Raw genomic sequence first — 16774 nt, 5'->3', positions numbered from 1 at the left:
GCCGACGCTACTGCGTAGTAGCAGGACTAGAGGATGGAGGAGAGGAACTCCTTGGTGCGTTCTTGGGTGGGGTGATCAATCACCTGCTCGGGCGTGCCGGATTCCACCACCACACCATCGGCCATGAACACCACTTGATCGGCGACTTCGCGGGCGAAGTTGATCTCGTGGGTGACTACGACCATGGTCATGCCTTGTTCGGCGAGGCGGCGCATCACGCCGAGGACCTCGCCCACCAGCTCGGGGTCGAGGGCGGAGGTGGGCTCGTCGAAGAGCATGAGCTTCGGATCCATGGCCACGGCGCGGGCGATGGCCACGCGCTGCTGCTGACCACCGGAAAGCTGCAGGGGATAGGCCTCGGCTTTGTGCCCGAGACCGACTTCCTCGAGTAGCTGCTGGGCGCGCTTCTTCGCTGCGGCGGCCGAGACGCCCTTGACCACCATGGGTGCCTCCATGATGTTTTCCAGGGCGGTGCGGTGGGGGAAGAGGTTGAAGTTCTGGAAGACCATGCCGATATCGGCGCGCTGCTGGGCGGCTTCCTTCTCCGAGATTTCATAGAGCGTGTTGCCGCGCTGCTTGTAGCCGATGAGCTCGCCATCGACGTAGAGCCGCCCCGCGGTGATGCGCTCCAAGTGGTTGAGGCAGCGCAGCATGGTGGACTTACCGGAACCAGAGGGGCCGATCAGGCAGGTGACACTGCCTTTCTCCACCTGCATGTCGATGCCTTTGAGAACCTTCAGCTGCCCGAAGTTCTTCACAACCTTCTGGGCGTCAACCATGAGTGTCATGAGTAATTACTTCCTTTTCGGGGTGGTCGAGTGACTGATGGTGACATTGTTCGGCGGAACGCCCTCGGCGTCGGCCAGCGCTGCCAGTTGGCGGGCAGTGAGTTCGCGGCTGGAGCCCTTATCAAAGTGCTGTTCCACATAGTGCTGGATCACCATGAGCACGGAGGTGACCAGCAGATACCAGGTGGCGGCTACCAGCAGCAGCGGGACGGGTTCGAAGATCGCGTTGGCGATGTCGGTGGCGCGGCCATAGAGCTCCCCGGCGTAGGGAATGGCCACCACCAGCGAGGTGGTTTTGAGCATGGAGATCAGCTCATTGCCCGTCGGGGGAATGATGATACGCATCGCCTGGGGGAGCACGGTGCGGCGCATTGTTTGCCACCAGCTCATGCCCAGCGCCTTCGAGGCCTCGGTTTGGCCCTCGGGAACGGATTGAATACCAGCGCGCACGATCTCGGCCATATAGGCGGACTCGTTGAGCCCCAGCCCAATCACGGCGAGGAAAAATGTGTTACGCAGGGCTTCTTCCAAACTGAGCTCAAAGCCCGCCACCCCGATCGAGGAGTAGATCGAGCTCAGCAACCCCCAGAACACCAGCTGCACGTAGACGGGAGTGCCGCGGAAGATCCACAAATAGATCGAGGAGACACCACGCATAATCGGGTTGGGCGACATGCGCAGGACCGCTAAGAGGGCGCCAAGCACCACACCAATGATCATCGCGAGCACGGTGATGGCGAGGGTATGCAGGGCGGCGATAGCGATGCGGCGATCGAGAATGTACTGGGCGTAGGTGTCCCAGCCATAGGCCTCGTTGCGCGCCGCAGAGATAAAGAACCACACGGTCAGCAGCAACAAGATGGCGGCGAACACCCACCGCCCGGGGTGGCGCAGCGGCTTGGCCACGATGGGGGCGGCGTCGGCGGCAGCAGAGCTCGCGCCGGTGGAGGGATGAGTCATGAGATAGTCCTAATGTCTAGCGTGCTCGAAGAGTTCAAGAGGTGGCAGGCGGCGGCCCACGGGATTAGATGTCCTCGCCATTGATGGCGGCGCTATCGGCCAGCCCGGAGGAGATGCCCCACTGGGTCATGATGGCCTCGTAGTCGCCGGAATCGATGAGCGATTGCAAGGCGGCGGCGAGGGCCGGGGCGAGGGGAGAGCCCTTGTCTACGGGCCAGCCATAGTGTGCGGCGTCGGTGATGTCTCCGATCAATTCGATCTTTCCTTCGGAGCGTTCCACCGCCCAGGCGCTGATGGGGGAGTCCGCCGAGTAGGCATCGGCGCGGCCCAGCACCGCAGCGAGCGCCGCCGAGTCGGAGTCATCATAGGCCAGTATCGTGATCGGTTCTTTGCCGGCTGCGACGCAGGCCTCGGAGCGGGCGGGAACATCATCCGATTCCGATACGGTGCCGCGCTGCACTGCCACCGTGAGTCCGCAGGCGTTATCGGGATCCACCCCGCTATCCGGCGGCGCGGCCCATTGAATGCCGGCGGTGAGATAGTCCACGAAGTCGTATTTGCGGCGGCGTTCCTCGTTATCGGTCATTCCCGAGGCTCCGAAGTCGATAGTGCCCGAGGAGATTGCGGGCAGAATCATGTTGAAGTCCTGCTGGCGAACGTCAAGCTTTAGCCCCATCGTGGCGGCCGCGGCACGCGCGAGGTCAATATCGAAACCGATGATGGTGCCGTGGGAGTCCTTGAACTCCGCGGGGGCGAAGGGCGGATTGGTGGCCATGGTGATCACGCCGGCCTCGGCGATCTCTGGGGGAACGAGAGCAACCACATCCGGATTGGGCTCGGGTTGAATGTCCTGCCAGCCTTCCGGGTGCCCATTTTCTTCATTGACCACGCACGCACTCGCGCTGCAGGCCACACTCACCGCGAGGATGCCGGCGGTGAGGCGACGAAGAAGCTGCGCTGAAAACTTATGCATGATATTCACCCTAGCGCATACTTGTGGAGACAGGAAAAAACCGCGCCTGAGGCCGTGTGCTGCGTAGTGAGCAGCAGCTTCACGACGTCGCGGCGCGGTGATCGCAGTCTAGATGGCGGCGGGAGCCTTGCGTGCGGTGAATGTTTCCATCCATACCAAGCCGAGAACGATCACTACCCCGAGGAGGGTGAAGGCAAAAACGATGAGCATATTGCCGTCCGGTGCCATGGCCTCGGCGGCGTCATTCTGCCACGGCCACAGGGCCCGCAGGGAGCCCAGCAAGAGTCCACTCATGGTGATGAGGGTGAGGGTGCGATGGGCGGTGAGCAGGTAGTTGAGCAGCTTGATAAACAGGGCGATACCGGTGACGGCGCCGAGGAAGAACACGCCCATGACCGTGAGGTCGCGCTCATGCACCGCGTTGAGGACAGGCTGGTAGAGCCCGAGCGCCAGTAGCAGGAAGGAACCGGAGACGCCGGGCAGAACGAGGGCGCACACCGCGACCATGGCGGCAAAGAAGTACACCGGAAGCGCTGGGTCGCTCTGCGGCGCCGAGGAGGCACCGGTGGCGATGAAGGTGACGATCGCGGCAAGAGTAAAAGCGATGATCGCCGAGATGCGCTTACGGCGCAGAGCAGCGGCGTCCACCATGCGCAGCGGCACCACGATGGAGGCGGCAACCATGCCGAGGAAGAGGCCACGGGCGATTTCCGGCTGGTTCTCCACGAAGCTGGCCATCACCCCAGCCATGAGCAAAATGGTGATCGCCATGGCCCCGACCAGCGGGATGAGCAGCGCCCAGTCGAGGTTTTTAAAGCGGTTCGCGGCCTCTTTGCGGTCGCTCAGAAGCGCCTTGCAGGCGGCCAAGATTCCATCACCGGCGGAGATGGCGCGCTCGTAGACGCCGACGACGAGGGCGATCGTGCCGCCAGAGACCCCGGGGACCAGCTCCGCCAGCGCAATGAGTGCACCGCGGAAGGCATTGTTGAGGATTTCGACAGGATTGATTCTCATGGTGTGTGCAGCGACTCTCTTTTCTCGTCTTGGCTGCGGGGCTGGGGCACGGGCCCATTGCCGCCGCGGTGCTGTGCTGTAGCGACTATACGACAGCAGCAATGGGCGCAACGAAACGACACTCGTGGCCGCCGCGAAGGTGTGGGAACGGCCATAGTTAAGCCCTAGGCAGGTGATTTATCCTTCCTTCATGGGGTGCTCTATAATGATGTCTCGCGCCCCAGTAGCCCAATTGGCAGAGGCAACGGATTCAAAACCCGTCCAGTGTGAGTTCGAGTCTCACCTGGGGCACAGTGACCAGCGGAGGCAGCAACCCACTCAGGGGGCCTCCGCTGGTTTTTTCTCTGGCCACCGCGGCTAGTCATGACCGCGCTACATCGGCATCCCGCGAGCTGTCTACACTGAGACACTATGACTGATCCGACGCCACGCCTGATGCTTATCGACGGCCACTCCATGGCCTTTCGCGCTTTCTATGCCCTTCCAACGGAGAATTTCTCCACCTCCGGCGGCCAGCACACGAACGCGGTGTACGGATTTATGTCCATGTTCTCCTCTCTGCTGAAAGAGGAGCAGCCCACCCACGTGGGCGTGGCCTTTGATGTGGGCCGCACCACCTTCCGTACCGAGCTCTTTCCCGAGTACAAGGCCCAGCGTGAGGCCACCCCGGAGGAGTTCAAGGGGCAAGTGGGGCTTATCAAGCAGGTGCTCGAGGCCTGCAATATCGTCACCGTGGAGATGGAGAACTACGAGGCCGATGACATCGTGGGCACCCTCACCAAGGCGGCCGAGCCCGAGGGCTACGAGATTCTGCTCGTCACCGGCGACCGCGACTATCTGCAATTGGTGAACGAGCAGACCACGGTGCTCTATCCCATGAAGGGCGTGAGCGACCTCAAGCGCTTCACACCTGCGGCGGTGGAAGAGAAATACGGTCTCACCCCCACCCAATATCCCGACTTCGCGGCCCTGCGTGGCGATCCTTCCGATAATCTGCCCAATATTCCGCTGGTGGGAGAAAAGACCGCCGCCCAGTGGATCGTGAAATACGGCAGCCTCAAGGGCGTGGTGGAACACGCTGATGATATCGGCGGAAAGCGCGGGGATAACCTGCGCGCCCGCTTAGACCAGGTGCAGCTCAACCGTGAACTCACCGGGATGGTCACCGACCTCTCTCTCGATATCACCCCCGAGCAGCTGAAACTGCGCCCGGCCGACGCCGCCGATGTGGCCGAGCGCTTCGATGAGCTGGAATTCGGCTCGAATCTGCGCGAGCGGGTGCTGAGCGCGCTGCCCAGCGATGGCGATGCGGCTGTAGTAGAAGAGGAGCAGCGCCTAGAGGTGAGCGTCGATAAGCCCAGCTCGCTGGCGCAGTGGCTGCAGGAGCGTCGGCAGCAACCGCTCGCTCTGGCGGCGCGCGGCACGGCAGCCGCCGGCCGCGGGGATCTGCAGAGTATTGCGCTGGTGGACGCGACGGGCAGCGCGGTCATCGCTGAGGTGGCCGAGCTGGATCCGGAGGACGAGCAGGCGCTCGCCGCGTGGCTCGAATCGGACAGCCCCAAGCTGCTGCACGACGCCAAGGCCGTCTATCACATGGTGCGTGGGCGCGGCCTGATCCTGGGCGGCATCGCCCACGATGTGGCTATCGCCGCCTACCTGCTGCGGCCTGGCCAGCGCACCTATGCGCTCAACGATATCTACCAGCGCCATCTGCAGCGGCAGCTCAAGCAGACCGAGGACAGCGGCCAGATGAGCCTGCTCGACGATGCGCAATCCGAGCTGCTGGCAGCGGAGGGCGTGGCGATTATCGAGCTGGCCGAGGAACTTACTACGCAGCTGCAACAGATCGACAGCTTCGAGCTCTATCGGGATCTCGAGCTGCCCCTGGTGAGCGTGCTCGGCGAGGTAGAGCACACCGGTATCGCCGTGGATATCGACAGCTTAGAGCGGCAGCGCGATTCCTTCATCGAGCACGTTGCCGCGGAAGTGCAGGCCGCCCGCGAGATCGCCGGCGACGAGAGCCTGAATCTCTCCAGCCCGAAGCAGCTGCAGGTGGTGCTGTTTGAGACCCTCGAGATGCCCAAGACGAAGAAAACCAAGACGGGCTATTCCACTGCAGCCAAGGAAATCGAGAACCTCGCCCGCACCCATCCGCATCCTTTCCTCGATCATCTCTTGGCCCATCGCGAATACCAGAAGATGAAGACCACCCTGGACGGGCTGATCAAGTCCGTGCAGCCGGATGGGCGCATCCACACCACCTTCAACCAAACGGTGACCTCGACGGGGCGTTTGTCCTCTACCGAGCCGAACCTGCAGAACATCCCCGTGCGCACCGTGGTGGGCCGCCATATCCGTTCCGCCTTCGTAGTCGACCAAGACCACGAATGCCTCATCACCGCCGACTATTCCCAGATCGAGATGCGCGTGATGGCGCATCTATCGGAGGATCCTGGGCTCATCGAGGCCTATCGCCGCGGCGAGGACCTGCACAACTTCGTCGGCTCCCGCGTGTTCGGTGTCCCCGTCGATGAGGTCACCCCAGAAATCCGCCGCCGCGTCAAGGCCATGTCCTATGGCCTGGTCTATGGGCTTTCCGCCTATGGGCTCTCCCAGCAGCTGGACATCTCACCCGGGGAGGCCAAAGAGATCATGTCCACCTACTTCGAGCGCTTCGGCGGGGTGAAGCGTTATCTCGACGACGTCGTCGCACAGGCCCGCAATGATAGCTACACGGCCACCCTCTTCGGCCGGCGCCGCTACCTGCCGGAGCTGACCTCCAACAATCGTGTCGCCCGCGAGAACGCTGAGCGCGCCGCGCTGAATGCGCCCATCCAGGGCACAGCCGCTGACATCATCAAGATCGCCATGCTGCGCGTGCACCAGGTGATGCAGGATAAAAAGCTCCGCTCGCGGCTGCTTTTGCAGGTGCACGATGAACTCGTGGTGGAGGTCGCCCCAGGGGAAAAGGACACCGTCGTGGAGATCCTGCAAGAAGAGATGGACAAGGCTGTGCGCTTGTCTGTACCGCTGGAGATCTCCGTAGGGGCCGGCGTGAACTGGGATGCCGCTGCGCACTAGACGCTGCTACTACGCAGCAGCGTTTAACCGAAGAATGCGGCTATCACCATCATCGCCGGTAATGCGGTGAAGGTGGTGATCAGCCCGGTATCGCGCGGCACGCGGGTATCGCGGCCATAGTTCGATGCGTAGTTATACACATTCTGAGCGGTCGGTAGTGCCGCGAGAATCATGGCCGCAAAGAGCTGCTGGCGATCCAGCCCCAGCAGCATGCCCACACCGAGCGCGGCCAGCGGCATGCCCAGCTGTTTCAGCCCCACCGCCCAGAAGGTCAGCGTCCGCGCCTGCGGATCCCGCAGCGGGGTGGCGGTGGTGAGCGAGGCGCCGAAACTCATGAGCATCAGCGGAATGGCCGCCCCGCCCAGCACCTCGACGGGGCGAAAGAGCACATCGGGCACTGTCTGATGGCTCCACGCCACCACCAGCCCCGCGGCTGCGCCCAGCACCACAGGGCTAAGCAGCGCGTGGCGCACCGCGACCAATAATGAGGAGGAGCGATCGATCAGCGCCAAAATGATCGGGGCGTAGATCAGCACCTGAAATAACACCACCGGCGCCGCATAGGCCGCGCTACCGAGCACGTAGAGACTCACCGGCAGGCCGATGTTATTGGAGTTCATATAGCTTGACGACGCCGCTCCGATCGTCAGATCCGCCCGATGCCGGCAACCACCTGCCCAGGCGATAGCGACGAATGCACCCGCGGTAATCACCGCCGCCGCCGAGGTCGCCACCACCACGGGAGAGAGCATCTGCTGCGGCTCGGAGCGGGCGAACACCGTGAACAAAAGGGCAGGCAGCGCGGCATAGAAGGCGAGCCGGTCGAGTACTGTGCGCTGCTCCTCAGAGGCAATGACTCGTGTAGAACCCACGAGGAAACCCACGGCAATCAGACCGAGAATGATGCCGTAGCTGGTGAGGATGCCGCCCATGACGCCGCGAGGGTCCTTTCTCTAGGAGGTGGCCGGTCGGGAGTGCGTTCTTAGTCTTTGCGCGCGGAAATAATGAGCGTGCCTGGGAAGATGCGTCCCCGCAGCGGCGACCATTGCCCCCAGGTGGTCTCGAGATCCTCTGGCCACTCCGGTTCGATCATGTGACGGATACTGAGGCCGGCGGCTACCAGACCATTAGCGTAGTCGGAGACCGTGTGGTGGCCTTCAGCATAAGAAAGCACGCCCTGATCATCCGCCTCCGTATAGTCGTCGTCAAAATAGGAATACGCCACCGTAAGGCCCTCGGCGCTGGGATCGTCGGCGAAAATCCAGCGCATGGGGTGATTGACGGAAAATACGAAACGCCCGCCGGGGCGCAGCACACGGGAGACCTCGGCGAAGGCGGCGGAGAGATCCTCGATGAAAGGCAGCGCGCCGAAGACAGAAAAGACGGTGTCCACGCTGCCAGGGCGCAGGGGTAGGGCTAAGGCATCGGCGTGGAGCAGGTGGAGGGGGGCGTCGTCACTAGCTGCGTGCTGCAACATCTGCTCGGAGATATCTACGCCGATGATGCGGGCGGTGGGGAAGCGCTGGGCGAGCCAGCGGCTGCAGGGGGCGGAGCCGCAGCCGAGCTCTAACACCGTGGTGTCGGAGACATCGCCCAACAGCTGCGCCTGCTCTTCGTGCAGCATCTCTGGGCACCAGTAGAAAGAGGAAAGATACTCGGGATGTTGGGCGTGATAATTGGCGGCGTCGTGGTCCCACCACGAGCGGTTCGCTGCGGAAAATGTGGCGGGTGTGAAACGAGAGTTCATGCAGGTTACTCTATTTGCCGGAAGCGAAAACGTGCAGTAGAGTGTTGGAGGCGTGTCGCAACGCGTCCACGGTTTTCAGGTGTAATAGGACGGCTGAAAATGGGGCGCGTGAGATTGAACAAGCTGGTCAGAGCGTCGAATAGGGCGCACGATCTACTCGTCAAGAGATACGTTTCCTGTCCATTCGAGATTCCTATTTCAACATTTTTCGGAGCAACTAACATATGCCCACCAACAACACCCCTCAGGTAGCCGTCAACGATATCGGCTCCGCTGAGGACTTCCTCGCAGCCGTCGACGCCACCATCAAGTACTTCAACGATGGTGACATCGTTGAGGGAACCGTGGTCAAGGTCGATCGCGACGAGGTTCTGCTCGACATCGGATACAAGACCGAGGGCGTTATCCCCTCTCGTGAGCTGTCTATCAAGCACGATGTCGATCCGGAAGAGGTTGTCGAGGTCGGAGACGAGATCGACGCACTTGTTCTCACCAAGGAGGACAAGGAAGGCCGTCTGATCCTGTCCAAGAAGCGCGCTCAGTACGAGCGTGCATGGAGCGCCATCGAGCAGCTCCAGGCCAACGACGAGCCCGTCACCGGTACCGTTATCGAGGTTGTCAAGGGTGGCCTGATCCTTGACATCGGGCTGCGCGGCTTCCTGCCCGCATCCCTCGTTGAGATGCGTCGCGTCCGCGATCTCGAGCCGTACATCGGCCAGGAGATCGAGGCCAAGATCATCGAGCTGGACAAGAACCGCAACAACGTGGTCCTGTCCCGCCGCGCATGGCTCGAGCAGTCCCAGTCCGAGCTTCGCTCCGAGTTCCTGCACCAGCTCCAAAAGGGTCAGGTGCGCAAGGGTGTCGTCTCCTCCATCGTCAACTTCGGCGCCTTCGTCGATCTCGGCGGTGTCGACGGCCTGGTTCACGTTTCCGAGCTGTCCTGGAAGCACATCGACCACCCGTCTGAGGTTGTCACCGTGGGCGACGAGGTCACCGTTGAGGTTCTCGACGTCGATCTCGACCGCGAGCGCGTGTCCCTGTCCCTGAAGGCCACCCAGGAAGATCCGTGGCGCGTTTTCGCCCGCACCCACGCTGTGGGCCAGATCGTGCCCGGCAAGGTCACCAAGCTGGTTCCCTTCGGTGCATTCGTGCGCGTCGAAGAGGGCATCGAGGGCCTCGTCCACATCTCCGAGCTGGCTCAGCGCCACGTCGAGGTGCCGGATCAGGTTGTCAACGTTGGCGAAGACCTCATGGTCAAGGTCATCGACATCGACCTCGAGCGTCGCCGCATCTCCCTGTCCCTGAAGCAGGCTGACGACGACTACTCCGAGGAGTTCGATCCCTCCAAGTACGGTATGGCCGACTCCTACGACGAGAACGGCAACTACATCTTCCCGGAGGGCTTCGACCCGGAGACCAACGAGTGGCTCGAGGGCTTCGACGAGCAGCGCCAGGAATGGGAGGCTCGCTACGCAGAGTCCGAGCGTCGCTTCCAGCTGCACACCCAGCAGATCGAGCGTCACCGCGCCGCAGCCGAGGCTGCTGCCGAGGCCGGCGAGCAGCAGGGTGCAGCTTCCAACTACTCCAGCGCTGACGCTGGCGTAGCCGAGGCCGCAGCCACCACCGGTGGTTCCCTCGCTTCCGACGAGCAGCTCGCTGCCCTGAAGGAGAAGCTGGAAGGCAACTAAGCCTCCACTCGGTGACCGCTGCACGCGTCACTGAGAAGAAGTGCCCTACCCCCAGGGGTAGGGCACTTTTTTGTGTCACTACGCAGGAGAGTGTGCACTTTTTCTACAGCCCCGTAGCACACCCAAGGAGTGTGACTTCGTGTGGGGTCGATGTGGATAAAAATGTTGATTCGGACATTAATAAAACACCCGTACACAGGGCATTGCTGTGGCATGAGAGACGGCGCAGTACCGGGCGGTGGGAGCCGTGAAAACCAGCACTAGGGCGTTTTAACTGCGTGTTTATTATTCTCATTGTCATTAGGGCGTACTAAGCAAATGTGATCTACGGCATAGTACTGGCGCTAGGTGTGAGTGGATTTGTGTCCTATAATTATCGTGATGCCACACACGATAGTGGCAAAACGGACAGAAACCCACAATTTCTATCGGTGGCTCATATATGCCCACTGATGCTCCTGGTGCGACGAACTGCGGCGCGAGTCTTTTTCGGATTACCAAGTAGGGTGGGCCTAAGTCTTTTCTCACAAACTCTCTACGAAAGGTAGACGCAATGGCGACTAAGAATGCGTCAGCCGCTGAGGCCATACTGGCCAATCTCGGCGGACCTGAAAACATTGATTCGTTTACGCACTGTGCTACTCGCCTGCGTATGCAACTAGGCGACCGCTCATTGGCGGATCAAGACGCTCTCGACAATATTCCCGAAGTGATGGGCGTTGTGCCGCAGGGATCCAATGGTCTGCAAGTGATCATGGGTGGCGGCGTAGCTAACTACTACAACGACATTGTCAAGCTGCCCGGCATGGAACACATCGCCGGCGGCGAAGGCGGCGCCTCCAAGAAGTCCGCGAAGAAGGAGTACTCCGGTGTTCGCGGCAAGTTCGGCTGGGTGGACTTCGCCTTTGAATTCCTCTCCGATACCTTCCGGCCCATCCTGTGGGCCCTGCTTGGCGCCTCGCTGATCATCACCATCTTGGTGCTGCTCGACACCGCAGGCATCCAGGCATTCGATGAACCGCTGACGGAGCAGTCCGGCGTCTATGTGCTCATGCACGCTATGTGGCGCTCGGTATTCTACTTCCTGCCGATCATGGTGGGTGCCTCCGCAGCGAAGAAGCTCGGCGCAAACGAATGGGTGGGCGCCGCAATTCCAGCCGCCTTGCTCACTCCCGAGTTCATCGGACTGAAGGACAATATCCACACCGTCGTGGAGCAAGGTGCGACCGAGGGCATCGATATCTACAAGATCGATGTCGCCGGCCTGACCTTGGTGCTCAACAACTACGGTGGACAAGTCTTCCCGCCGTTGCTGGCCGCTATCGGCCTGTTCTGGGTGGAGAAGGGCCTGAAGAAGGTCATTCCCGAAGCCGTGCAAATGGTGTTTGTGCCCTTCGTCTCCCTGTTGGTCATGATTCCGCTGACCGCCTTCGTGGTGGGCCCCTTCGGTATCTTCATCGGTGACGGCATCGCTCGACTGTTCATGAACACCTACGAGTTCTCGCCGTTCATCCTCGCTATCATCATCCCGCTGCTGTACCCCTTCCTAGTGCCGCTGGGGCTGCACTGGCCGCTCAACGCCGTCATGCTGCAGAACATTGCCACCTTCGGCTTCGACGTCATCCAGGGCCCCATGGGCGCATGGAACTTCGCCTGCTTCGGCCTCGTCGCTGGTGTGCTGGTGGTCTCTGTGCGTGAGCGCAACCGCCAGATGCGTCAGGTTGCCACCGGTGGTCTTGCCGCCGGCCTGCTTGGTGGTATCTCCGAGCCCAGCCTGTACGGCATCGTGCTGCGCTTCAAGAAGACCTACCTGCGACTACTTCCTGGCTGTTTCGCCGGCGGTATCGTGATGGGCCTGTTCGGCATTAAGGCTCAGGCCTTCGTGTTCACCTCGCTGCTGACCATCCCGGCCATGACCCCCACCTTGGGTTACGCCATCGGTTTGGCTGTCGCCTTCTTCACCTCCTTCTTCCTCGTGGTCTTCTTCGACTACCGGTCTAAGGAAGAAAAGGATGAGGTGCGCGCCCGCATCGCCGAGGACGAGGCCGATGAGTCCGCCGAGGCCTCCGCTCCGACCGCTGGTGCAGCGGAGACCGCTCCGGCTGCCGCCGCTCCTGCCGCTGGTGCAGCTGCTGCTGGCACCGCCACCGCAGTTAAGACCGAGAAGAAGGTCGAGGCTCCCTTGGACGGCACGCTGGTGCCGCTGGCCGACACTCCCGATGAGGCTTTCGCCATGGGTGCTGTAGGCAAGGGTGCGTCCATCGATCCGTCCGGCGACACCGTATACGCCCCGGGCGACGGCAAGGTCGTTATGACCTTCCCCACCGGTCACGCCGTGGGCCTGAAGCTGGACAATGGGCTGCAGATGCTCATCCACGTGGGCCTAGACACCGTGAATATGAATGGCGAGGGCTTTGAGGTTCTCGTAAACAAGGGCGATGTGGTCGAGGCTGGCACCCCGCTGCTGAAGTTTGACCGCGCCGCTATCGAGGCCGCCGGCTACTCGCCGATCACCCCGGTGCTGGTGACCAACCACAAGAAGCAGGGCGCTATCAACGTCGTTGCCGATTATGGCACCATTACCCACGGCACCATCTTCCTCGACGTGGAAGATAAATAAGCCTCAGGCTTAAAGCTTCGCTCCTCTCGCCTCAGCCCGCCTAGCGGGCAGCGATGAGCACACAATCAAGGGGCGCTGCGATCACGCAGCGCCCCTTGATTGTGTCTGGATGGGGGGGGGAGGACACGCCCCTCGTGGGGCAAGTCCTAGGTGGCCTGGGCGGCGGTGATGGCGGTGCGAATCGCCGCCACCGAGCGCTCCAATGCGGCCTCTTCCCAATCGTTGAGCGAGACAGCGAAGCGTCGCTCGGCGCCGCCGCGACCCAGCAGGGTGGGCATGGAGAACGCCACATCGCCATCGAAACCATACTCGCCACGGGCGGTGGTGCAGGCCGGCACGATCACCTTTTCATCGAGCAAGACGTGCCGCGCCATGAGTACCGCGGACTGCGCCACACCGGCATTGGTCCAGCCCTTGGAGTTTAATACCTCGTAGGCGGCCTGGACGGTGTCCTCGGCGAGACGCTCCGGATCGAGATGCACCCCAGTAAAGGTCTGCTCCAGCTCGGCGACGGACAATCCGCCCACGCTCAGATGCGAGAGCACGGGAAAAGCGGACAGGCCGTGCTCACCCATCATGTAGCCGCTGACGCTCAGCGGGGACACCCCGAGCTTGTCCGCAACTATTCTGCGTAGTCGCGCAGAGTCAAGCATGGTGCCGGTACCGAAGATTCTTCCGGCGGGGTAGTCGAATTCATTTTCCGCAACGTAAAGGGTGGTGTCCAAGGGATTGGTGATCATGATGACCACCGCATCGCGGGTGTAGTCCACCACCTGTTTCATCACGTCGCGGATCACTGCTGCGTTAATGGCGGCAAGCTCGGCACGATCAGGAGTGCTGTTCTCCGCGGAAGGAATGATGGAGGGGCCGGCGGCGCAGATAATGACATCCGCGTCGGCGCAGTCGCTATAGTCTCCAGCGCGCACCGCTGTGGATGTCATGGAACTCAGGGCGGTAGCGTGATGCTGATCTAGGGCCTCGCCGTGGGCCACCCCCTCGGCGATGTCGATCGTGACGACCTCGCCGAAGAGCCCCATCTTCATCGCGTCAGCGAGCACATAGCTTCCCACGTGCCCGACTCCGATCACCACGAGCTTGTGTGGCGACACCATATGTGTGACCTCGTCTTTCTCTCGACCGTAGTATGTACCGGCTCAAGCTTACGCCCGTAGACTGAGACACCATGACGATCATTGGCATCACAGGCGGCATCGGCTCTGGGAAGTCCACAGCGACGGCGATCCTCAAGGACAAGGGGGCATTCATTATCGACGCAGACCTCATCGCACGAGAGATCGTCGAACCCGGACAGCCGGCACTCGCGGAACTCGCAGCCGAGTTTGGCGAGGATATTCTCGACGATTCTGGGGTACTACGCAGAAGAGTTCTCGCGCAGCGAGCCTTCGTGGATGAAAAGCGAACCGAGCGCCTCAACGCAATCACCCACCCGCGCATCGCCGAGCGCACCCGCGAGCTCTTCGCCGAAGCAGCGGAGAGTGGAGCAGAGGTCATCGTGCACGATTCGGCGCTGCTCATCGAACTCGGACTCGATCGCGCGGTGGACATCACCGCGGTGGTCTCCGCCCCGGAGGAGCTGCGCCTGCAGCGTCTCGTCGATAAGCGAGGACTGGATGAACGGGATGCGCGTCATCGTATTGCGCGGCAGATGGGGGAGCAGGAGCGCTGCGCGGCGGCGGATGTGGTGCTGGATAATTCCGGGACAATAGACGAGTTGGCCGCCCAGGTTGAGCAGCTATGGGAGCGGGTCAACACTGGCGGGTAGTCTCGAGGCTATGGCTTTTGCAGCAGAGCACCCAGTGTTGTCCGAGTCCGAGTTTCGTCCCGTAGGCGAGGTAGAACGCTCGAACGGAAAATTCGAGGTGATCTCGGAGTATCAACCGGCCGGCGACCAGCCGCGGGCGATCGAGGAACTCACTGCTCGTATCAATAACAACGAGCGGGACGTGGTGCTCATGGGCGCTACCGGTACCGGTAAATCGGCCACGGCGGCGTGGTTGATCGAGCAGGTGCAGCGCCCCACTTTGGTGATGGCGCCGAATAAGACGCTTGCTGCCCAGCTGGCCAATGAGCTGCGGCAGCTTTTGCCGAATAACGCGGTGGAATACTTCGTCTCCTACTACGACTACTACCAGCCGGAAGCCTATGTGGCGCAGACCGATACCTATATCGAAAAGGACTCCTCCATCAATGACGATGTGGAGCGCCTGCGCCACTCCGCCACCTCGGCGCTGCTTTCGCGGCGCGACGTTGTGGTGGTCAGTTCCGTCTCCTGCATTTATGGTCTTGGAACCCCGCAATCCTATCTGGATCGCTCGGTGGTGCTGCGCGTGGGCGAAGAAGTGGAGCGGGATCGCTTCCTGCGGCTGCTGGTAGACATACAATACGATCGCAACGACGTGGCCTTTGTGCGCGGCGCGTTCCGCGTCAAGGGCGATGTGGTGGATATCATCCCCGCCTATGAGGAGCTCGCGGTGCGGGTGGAGTTCTTTGGCGATGAGATTGATTCCCTTTACTACATTCACCCCGTCACCGGCGATCCGATCCGCCAGGTAGAAGAGCTGCGCATTTTCCCCGCCACCCACTATGTGGCCAGCGAGGAACGCATGGCCAAAGCGGTAGAAGACATCAAGGCCGAGCTGGCAGAGCGCCTCGATGACCTAGAGAATCGCGGCAAACTGCTCGAAGCGCAGCGGCTGCGGATGCGCACGGAATATGATCTCGAGATGATCCAGCAGGTGGGCTTTTGCTCCGGCATCGAGAACTATTCTCGGCACGTCGATGGGCGGCCCGCAGGCTCGGCTCCGGCCACCCTCATCGACTATTTCCCCGAAGACTTCCTCACCATCATCGACGAGTCCCACGTGACCGTGCCCCAGATCGGCGGCATGTTCGAAGGCGATATGTCGCGCAAGCGTAACCTCGTGGACTTCGGTTTCCGCCTGCCCTCGGCGCTGGATAACCGCCCGCTCACCTGGGATGAATTCGACGCCCGCAAGGGCCAATGCGTCTACATGTCCGCTACCCCCGGCCCCTATGAGCTTGCCGCTACCGGCGGCGAGTTCGTGGAGCAGATTATTCGCCCCACTGGGCTGGTGGATCCGAAGGTGGTGGTGAAACCGACCGAAGGCCAGATCGACGATCTCATCCACGAGATTCGCCTGCGCACCGAGAAAAACGAGCGCGTGTTGGTGACCACCCTGACCAAAAAGATGGCCGAGGACCTCACCGATTACCTGCTGGAAAATGGGGTGCGGGTGCGCTATCTGCACTCCGATATCGATACGCTGCAACGCGTGGAGCTGCTGCGCCAACTGCGCACCGGCACCTATGACGTATTGGTCGGCATCAACCTCTTGCGCGAGGGGCTGGATCTGCCGGAGGTGTCGCTGGTGGCGATCCTCGACGCGGACAAGGAAGGCTTCTTGCGCTCGACCACCTCGCTGATCCAGACCATCGGCCGCGCCGCCCGCAACGTCTCCGGCGAGGTGCACATGTATGCCGATAAGGTGACCGAATCCATGGCGGCCGCGATCGACGAAACCGAGCGGCGCCGCGAGAAGCAACTCGCTTATAACCGCGAACACGGCATCGACCCCCAGCCGCTGCGCAAGAAAATCGCCGACATCCTTGACCAGGTCTATGACAATGCCGAAGAGGGGGAGGCGCGCCCCGATGCGGCCGCCGATGCCGCGCTGGTGGATAAACGCGATATCTCCTCCATGCCGCAAGAGGAGCTGCGCAGGCTCATTGACTCGCTCACCGCGGAGATGTCTGCCGCAGCCAAGGAACTCAAATTCGAGCTGGCGGGCCGTTTGCGCGATGAGATCCGCGATTTGAAGAAAGAACTGCGTGGTATCACCGAGGCCGGCATCTAATACCCGG

General features: G+C 61.6%; 12 protein-coding genes and 1 tRNA gene. 6 read left to right on the top strand and 7 right to left on the bottom strand.

Going from position 1 to position 16774, the window contains the following annotated elements; genetic code table 11:
• Window positions 1-26: 26 nt before the first annotated feature.
• From GBB18_RS08140 to GBB18_RS08125, 4 genes are all read right to left on the bottom strand, one after another.
• On the bottom strand, window positions 27-788 hold the full coding sequence (locus tag GBB18_RS08140; protein ID WP_151550138.1) for an amino acid ABC transporter ATP-binding protein: 762 nt from the start codon (window positions 786-788) through the stop codon (window positions 27-29).
• 6 nt (window positions 789-794) lie between these two features.
• The gene (locus GBB18_RS08135; RefSeq protein ID WP_151550139.1) at window positions 795-1748 is read right to left on the bottom strand and encodes an amino acid ABC transporter permease; all 954 of its coding nucleotides are present in this window, start codon (window positions 1746-1748) and stop codon (window positions 795-797) included.
• 64 nt (window positions 1749-1812) lie between these two features.
• Window positions 1813-2721, bottom strand: coding sequence for an ABC transporter substrate-binding protein (locus GBB18_RS08130; protein WP_151550140.1), 909 nt, complete (start codon window positions 2719-2721; stop codon window positions 1813-1815).
• 108 nt (window positions 2722-2829) lie between these two features.
• Entirely contained in the window at window positions 2830-3735 is a 906-nt protein-coding gene (locus GBB18_RS08125) for a DUF368 domain-containing protein (RefSeq protein ID WP_151641344.1), read from the bottom strand.
• Window positions 3736-3952: 217 nt separating this feature from the next.
• Between GBB18_RS08125 and GBB18_RS08120 the strand changes: the two genes are divergently transcribed.
• A tRNA-Leu gene (locus GBB18_RS08120) sits at window positions 3953-4026 on the top strand.
• Between the two features lie 120 nt (window positions 4027-4146).
• Window positions 4147-6816 carry a DNA polymerase I gene (gene polA / locus GBB18_RS08115; RefSeq protein ID WP_151641343.1) on the top strand — a complete coding sequence of 890 codons (2670 nt, stop codon included), beginning with the start codon at window positions 4147-4149 and terminating at the stop codon, window positions 6814-6816.
• Window positions 6817-6839: 23 nt separating this feature from the next.
• Here polA and GBB18_RS08110 read toward each other — a convergent pair whose 3' ends face one another.
• Both GBB18_RS08110 and GBB18_RS08105 read right to left on the bottom strand, forming a co-directional pair.
• Window positions 6840-7748 carry an AEC family transporter gene (locus GBB18_RS08110; RefSeq protein WP_151550143.1) on the bottom strand — a complete coding sequence of 303 codons (909 nt, stop codon included), beginning with the start codon at window positions 7746-7748 and terminating at the stop codon, window positions 6840-6842.
• Window positions 7749-7798: 50 nt separating this feature from the next.
• Window positions 7799-8563 carry a class I SAM-dependent methyltransferase gene (locus tag GBB18_RS08105; protein WP_151641342.1) on the bottom strand — a complete coding sequence of 255 codons (765 nt, stop codon included), beginning with the start codon at window positions 8561-8563 and terminating at the stop codon, window positions 7799-7801.
• Window positions 8564-8787: 224 nt separating this feature from the next.
• Here GBB18_RS08105 and rpsA point away from each other — a divergent pair, with 224 nt between their 5' ends.
• Window positions 8788-10251 carry a 30S ribosomal protein S1 gene (gene rpsA / locus GBB18_RS08100; RefSeq protein WP_151550145.1) on the top strand — a complete coding sequence of 488 codons (1464 nt, stop codon included), beginning with the start codon at window positions 8788-8790 and terminating at the stop codon, window positions 10249-10251.
• A gap of 553 nt (window positions 10252-10804) precedes the next feature.
• Window positions 10805-12871 carry a glucose PTS transporter subunit IIA gene (locus GBB18_RS08095; protein WP_151641341.1) on the top strand — a complete coding sequence of 689 codons (2067 nt, stop codon included), beginning with the start codon at window positions 10805-10807 and terminating at the stop codon, window positions 12869-12871.
• A 146-nt stretch (window positions 12872-13017) separates the two neighbouring features.
• Here the strand turns inward: GBB18_RS08095 and GBB18_RS08090 are convergent, their stop codons facing one another.
• Complete coding sequence (locus tag GBB18_RS08090; protein WP_151641340.1) at window positions 13018-13983, bottom strand: L-lactate dehydrogenase; 966 nt, start codon at window positions 13981-13983, stop codon at window positions 13018-13020.
• A gap of 71 nt (window positions 13984-14054) precedes the next feature.
• On the opposite strand from GBB18_RS08090, the gene coaE reads away from it, so the two are divergent.
• Together coaE and uvrB are read left to right on the top strand one after the other, a co-directional pair.
• Complete coding sequence (gene coaE, locus GBB18_RS08085; RefSeq protein ID WP_151641339.1) at window positions 14055-14654, top strand: dephospho-CoA kinase; 600 nt, start codon at window positions 14055-14057, stop codon at window positions 14652-14654.
• 10 nt (window positions 14655-14664) lie between these two features.
• Window positions 14665-16767: an excinuclease ABC subunit UvrB gene (uvrB, locus tag GBB18_RS08080; RefSeq protein WP_151641338.1), complete on the top strand. Its 2103-nt coding sequence runs from the start codon at window positions 14665-14667 to the stop codon at window positions 16765-16767.
• Window positions 16768-16774 lie beyond the last annotated feature (7 nt).

It is taken from the genome of Corynebacterium sp. 11A (assembly GCF_008930935.1).
GTDB classification, from domain to species: Bacteria; Actinomycetota; Actinomycetes; order Mycobacteriales; family Mycobacteriaceae; genus Corynebacterium; species Corynebacterium megadyptis.
The sequence above is the reverse complement of the archived record's forward strand: the minus strand, read 5'-3'. Positions and strand labels throughout refer to the sequence as shown.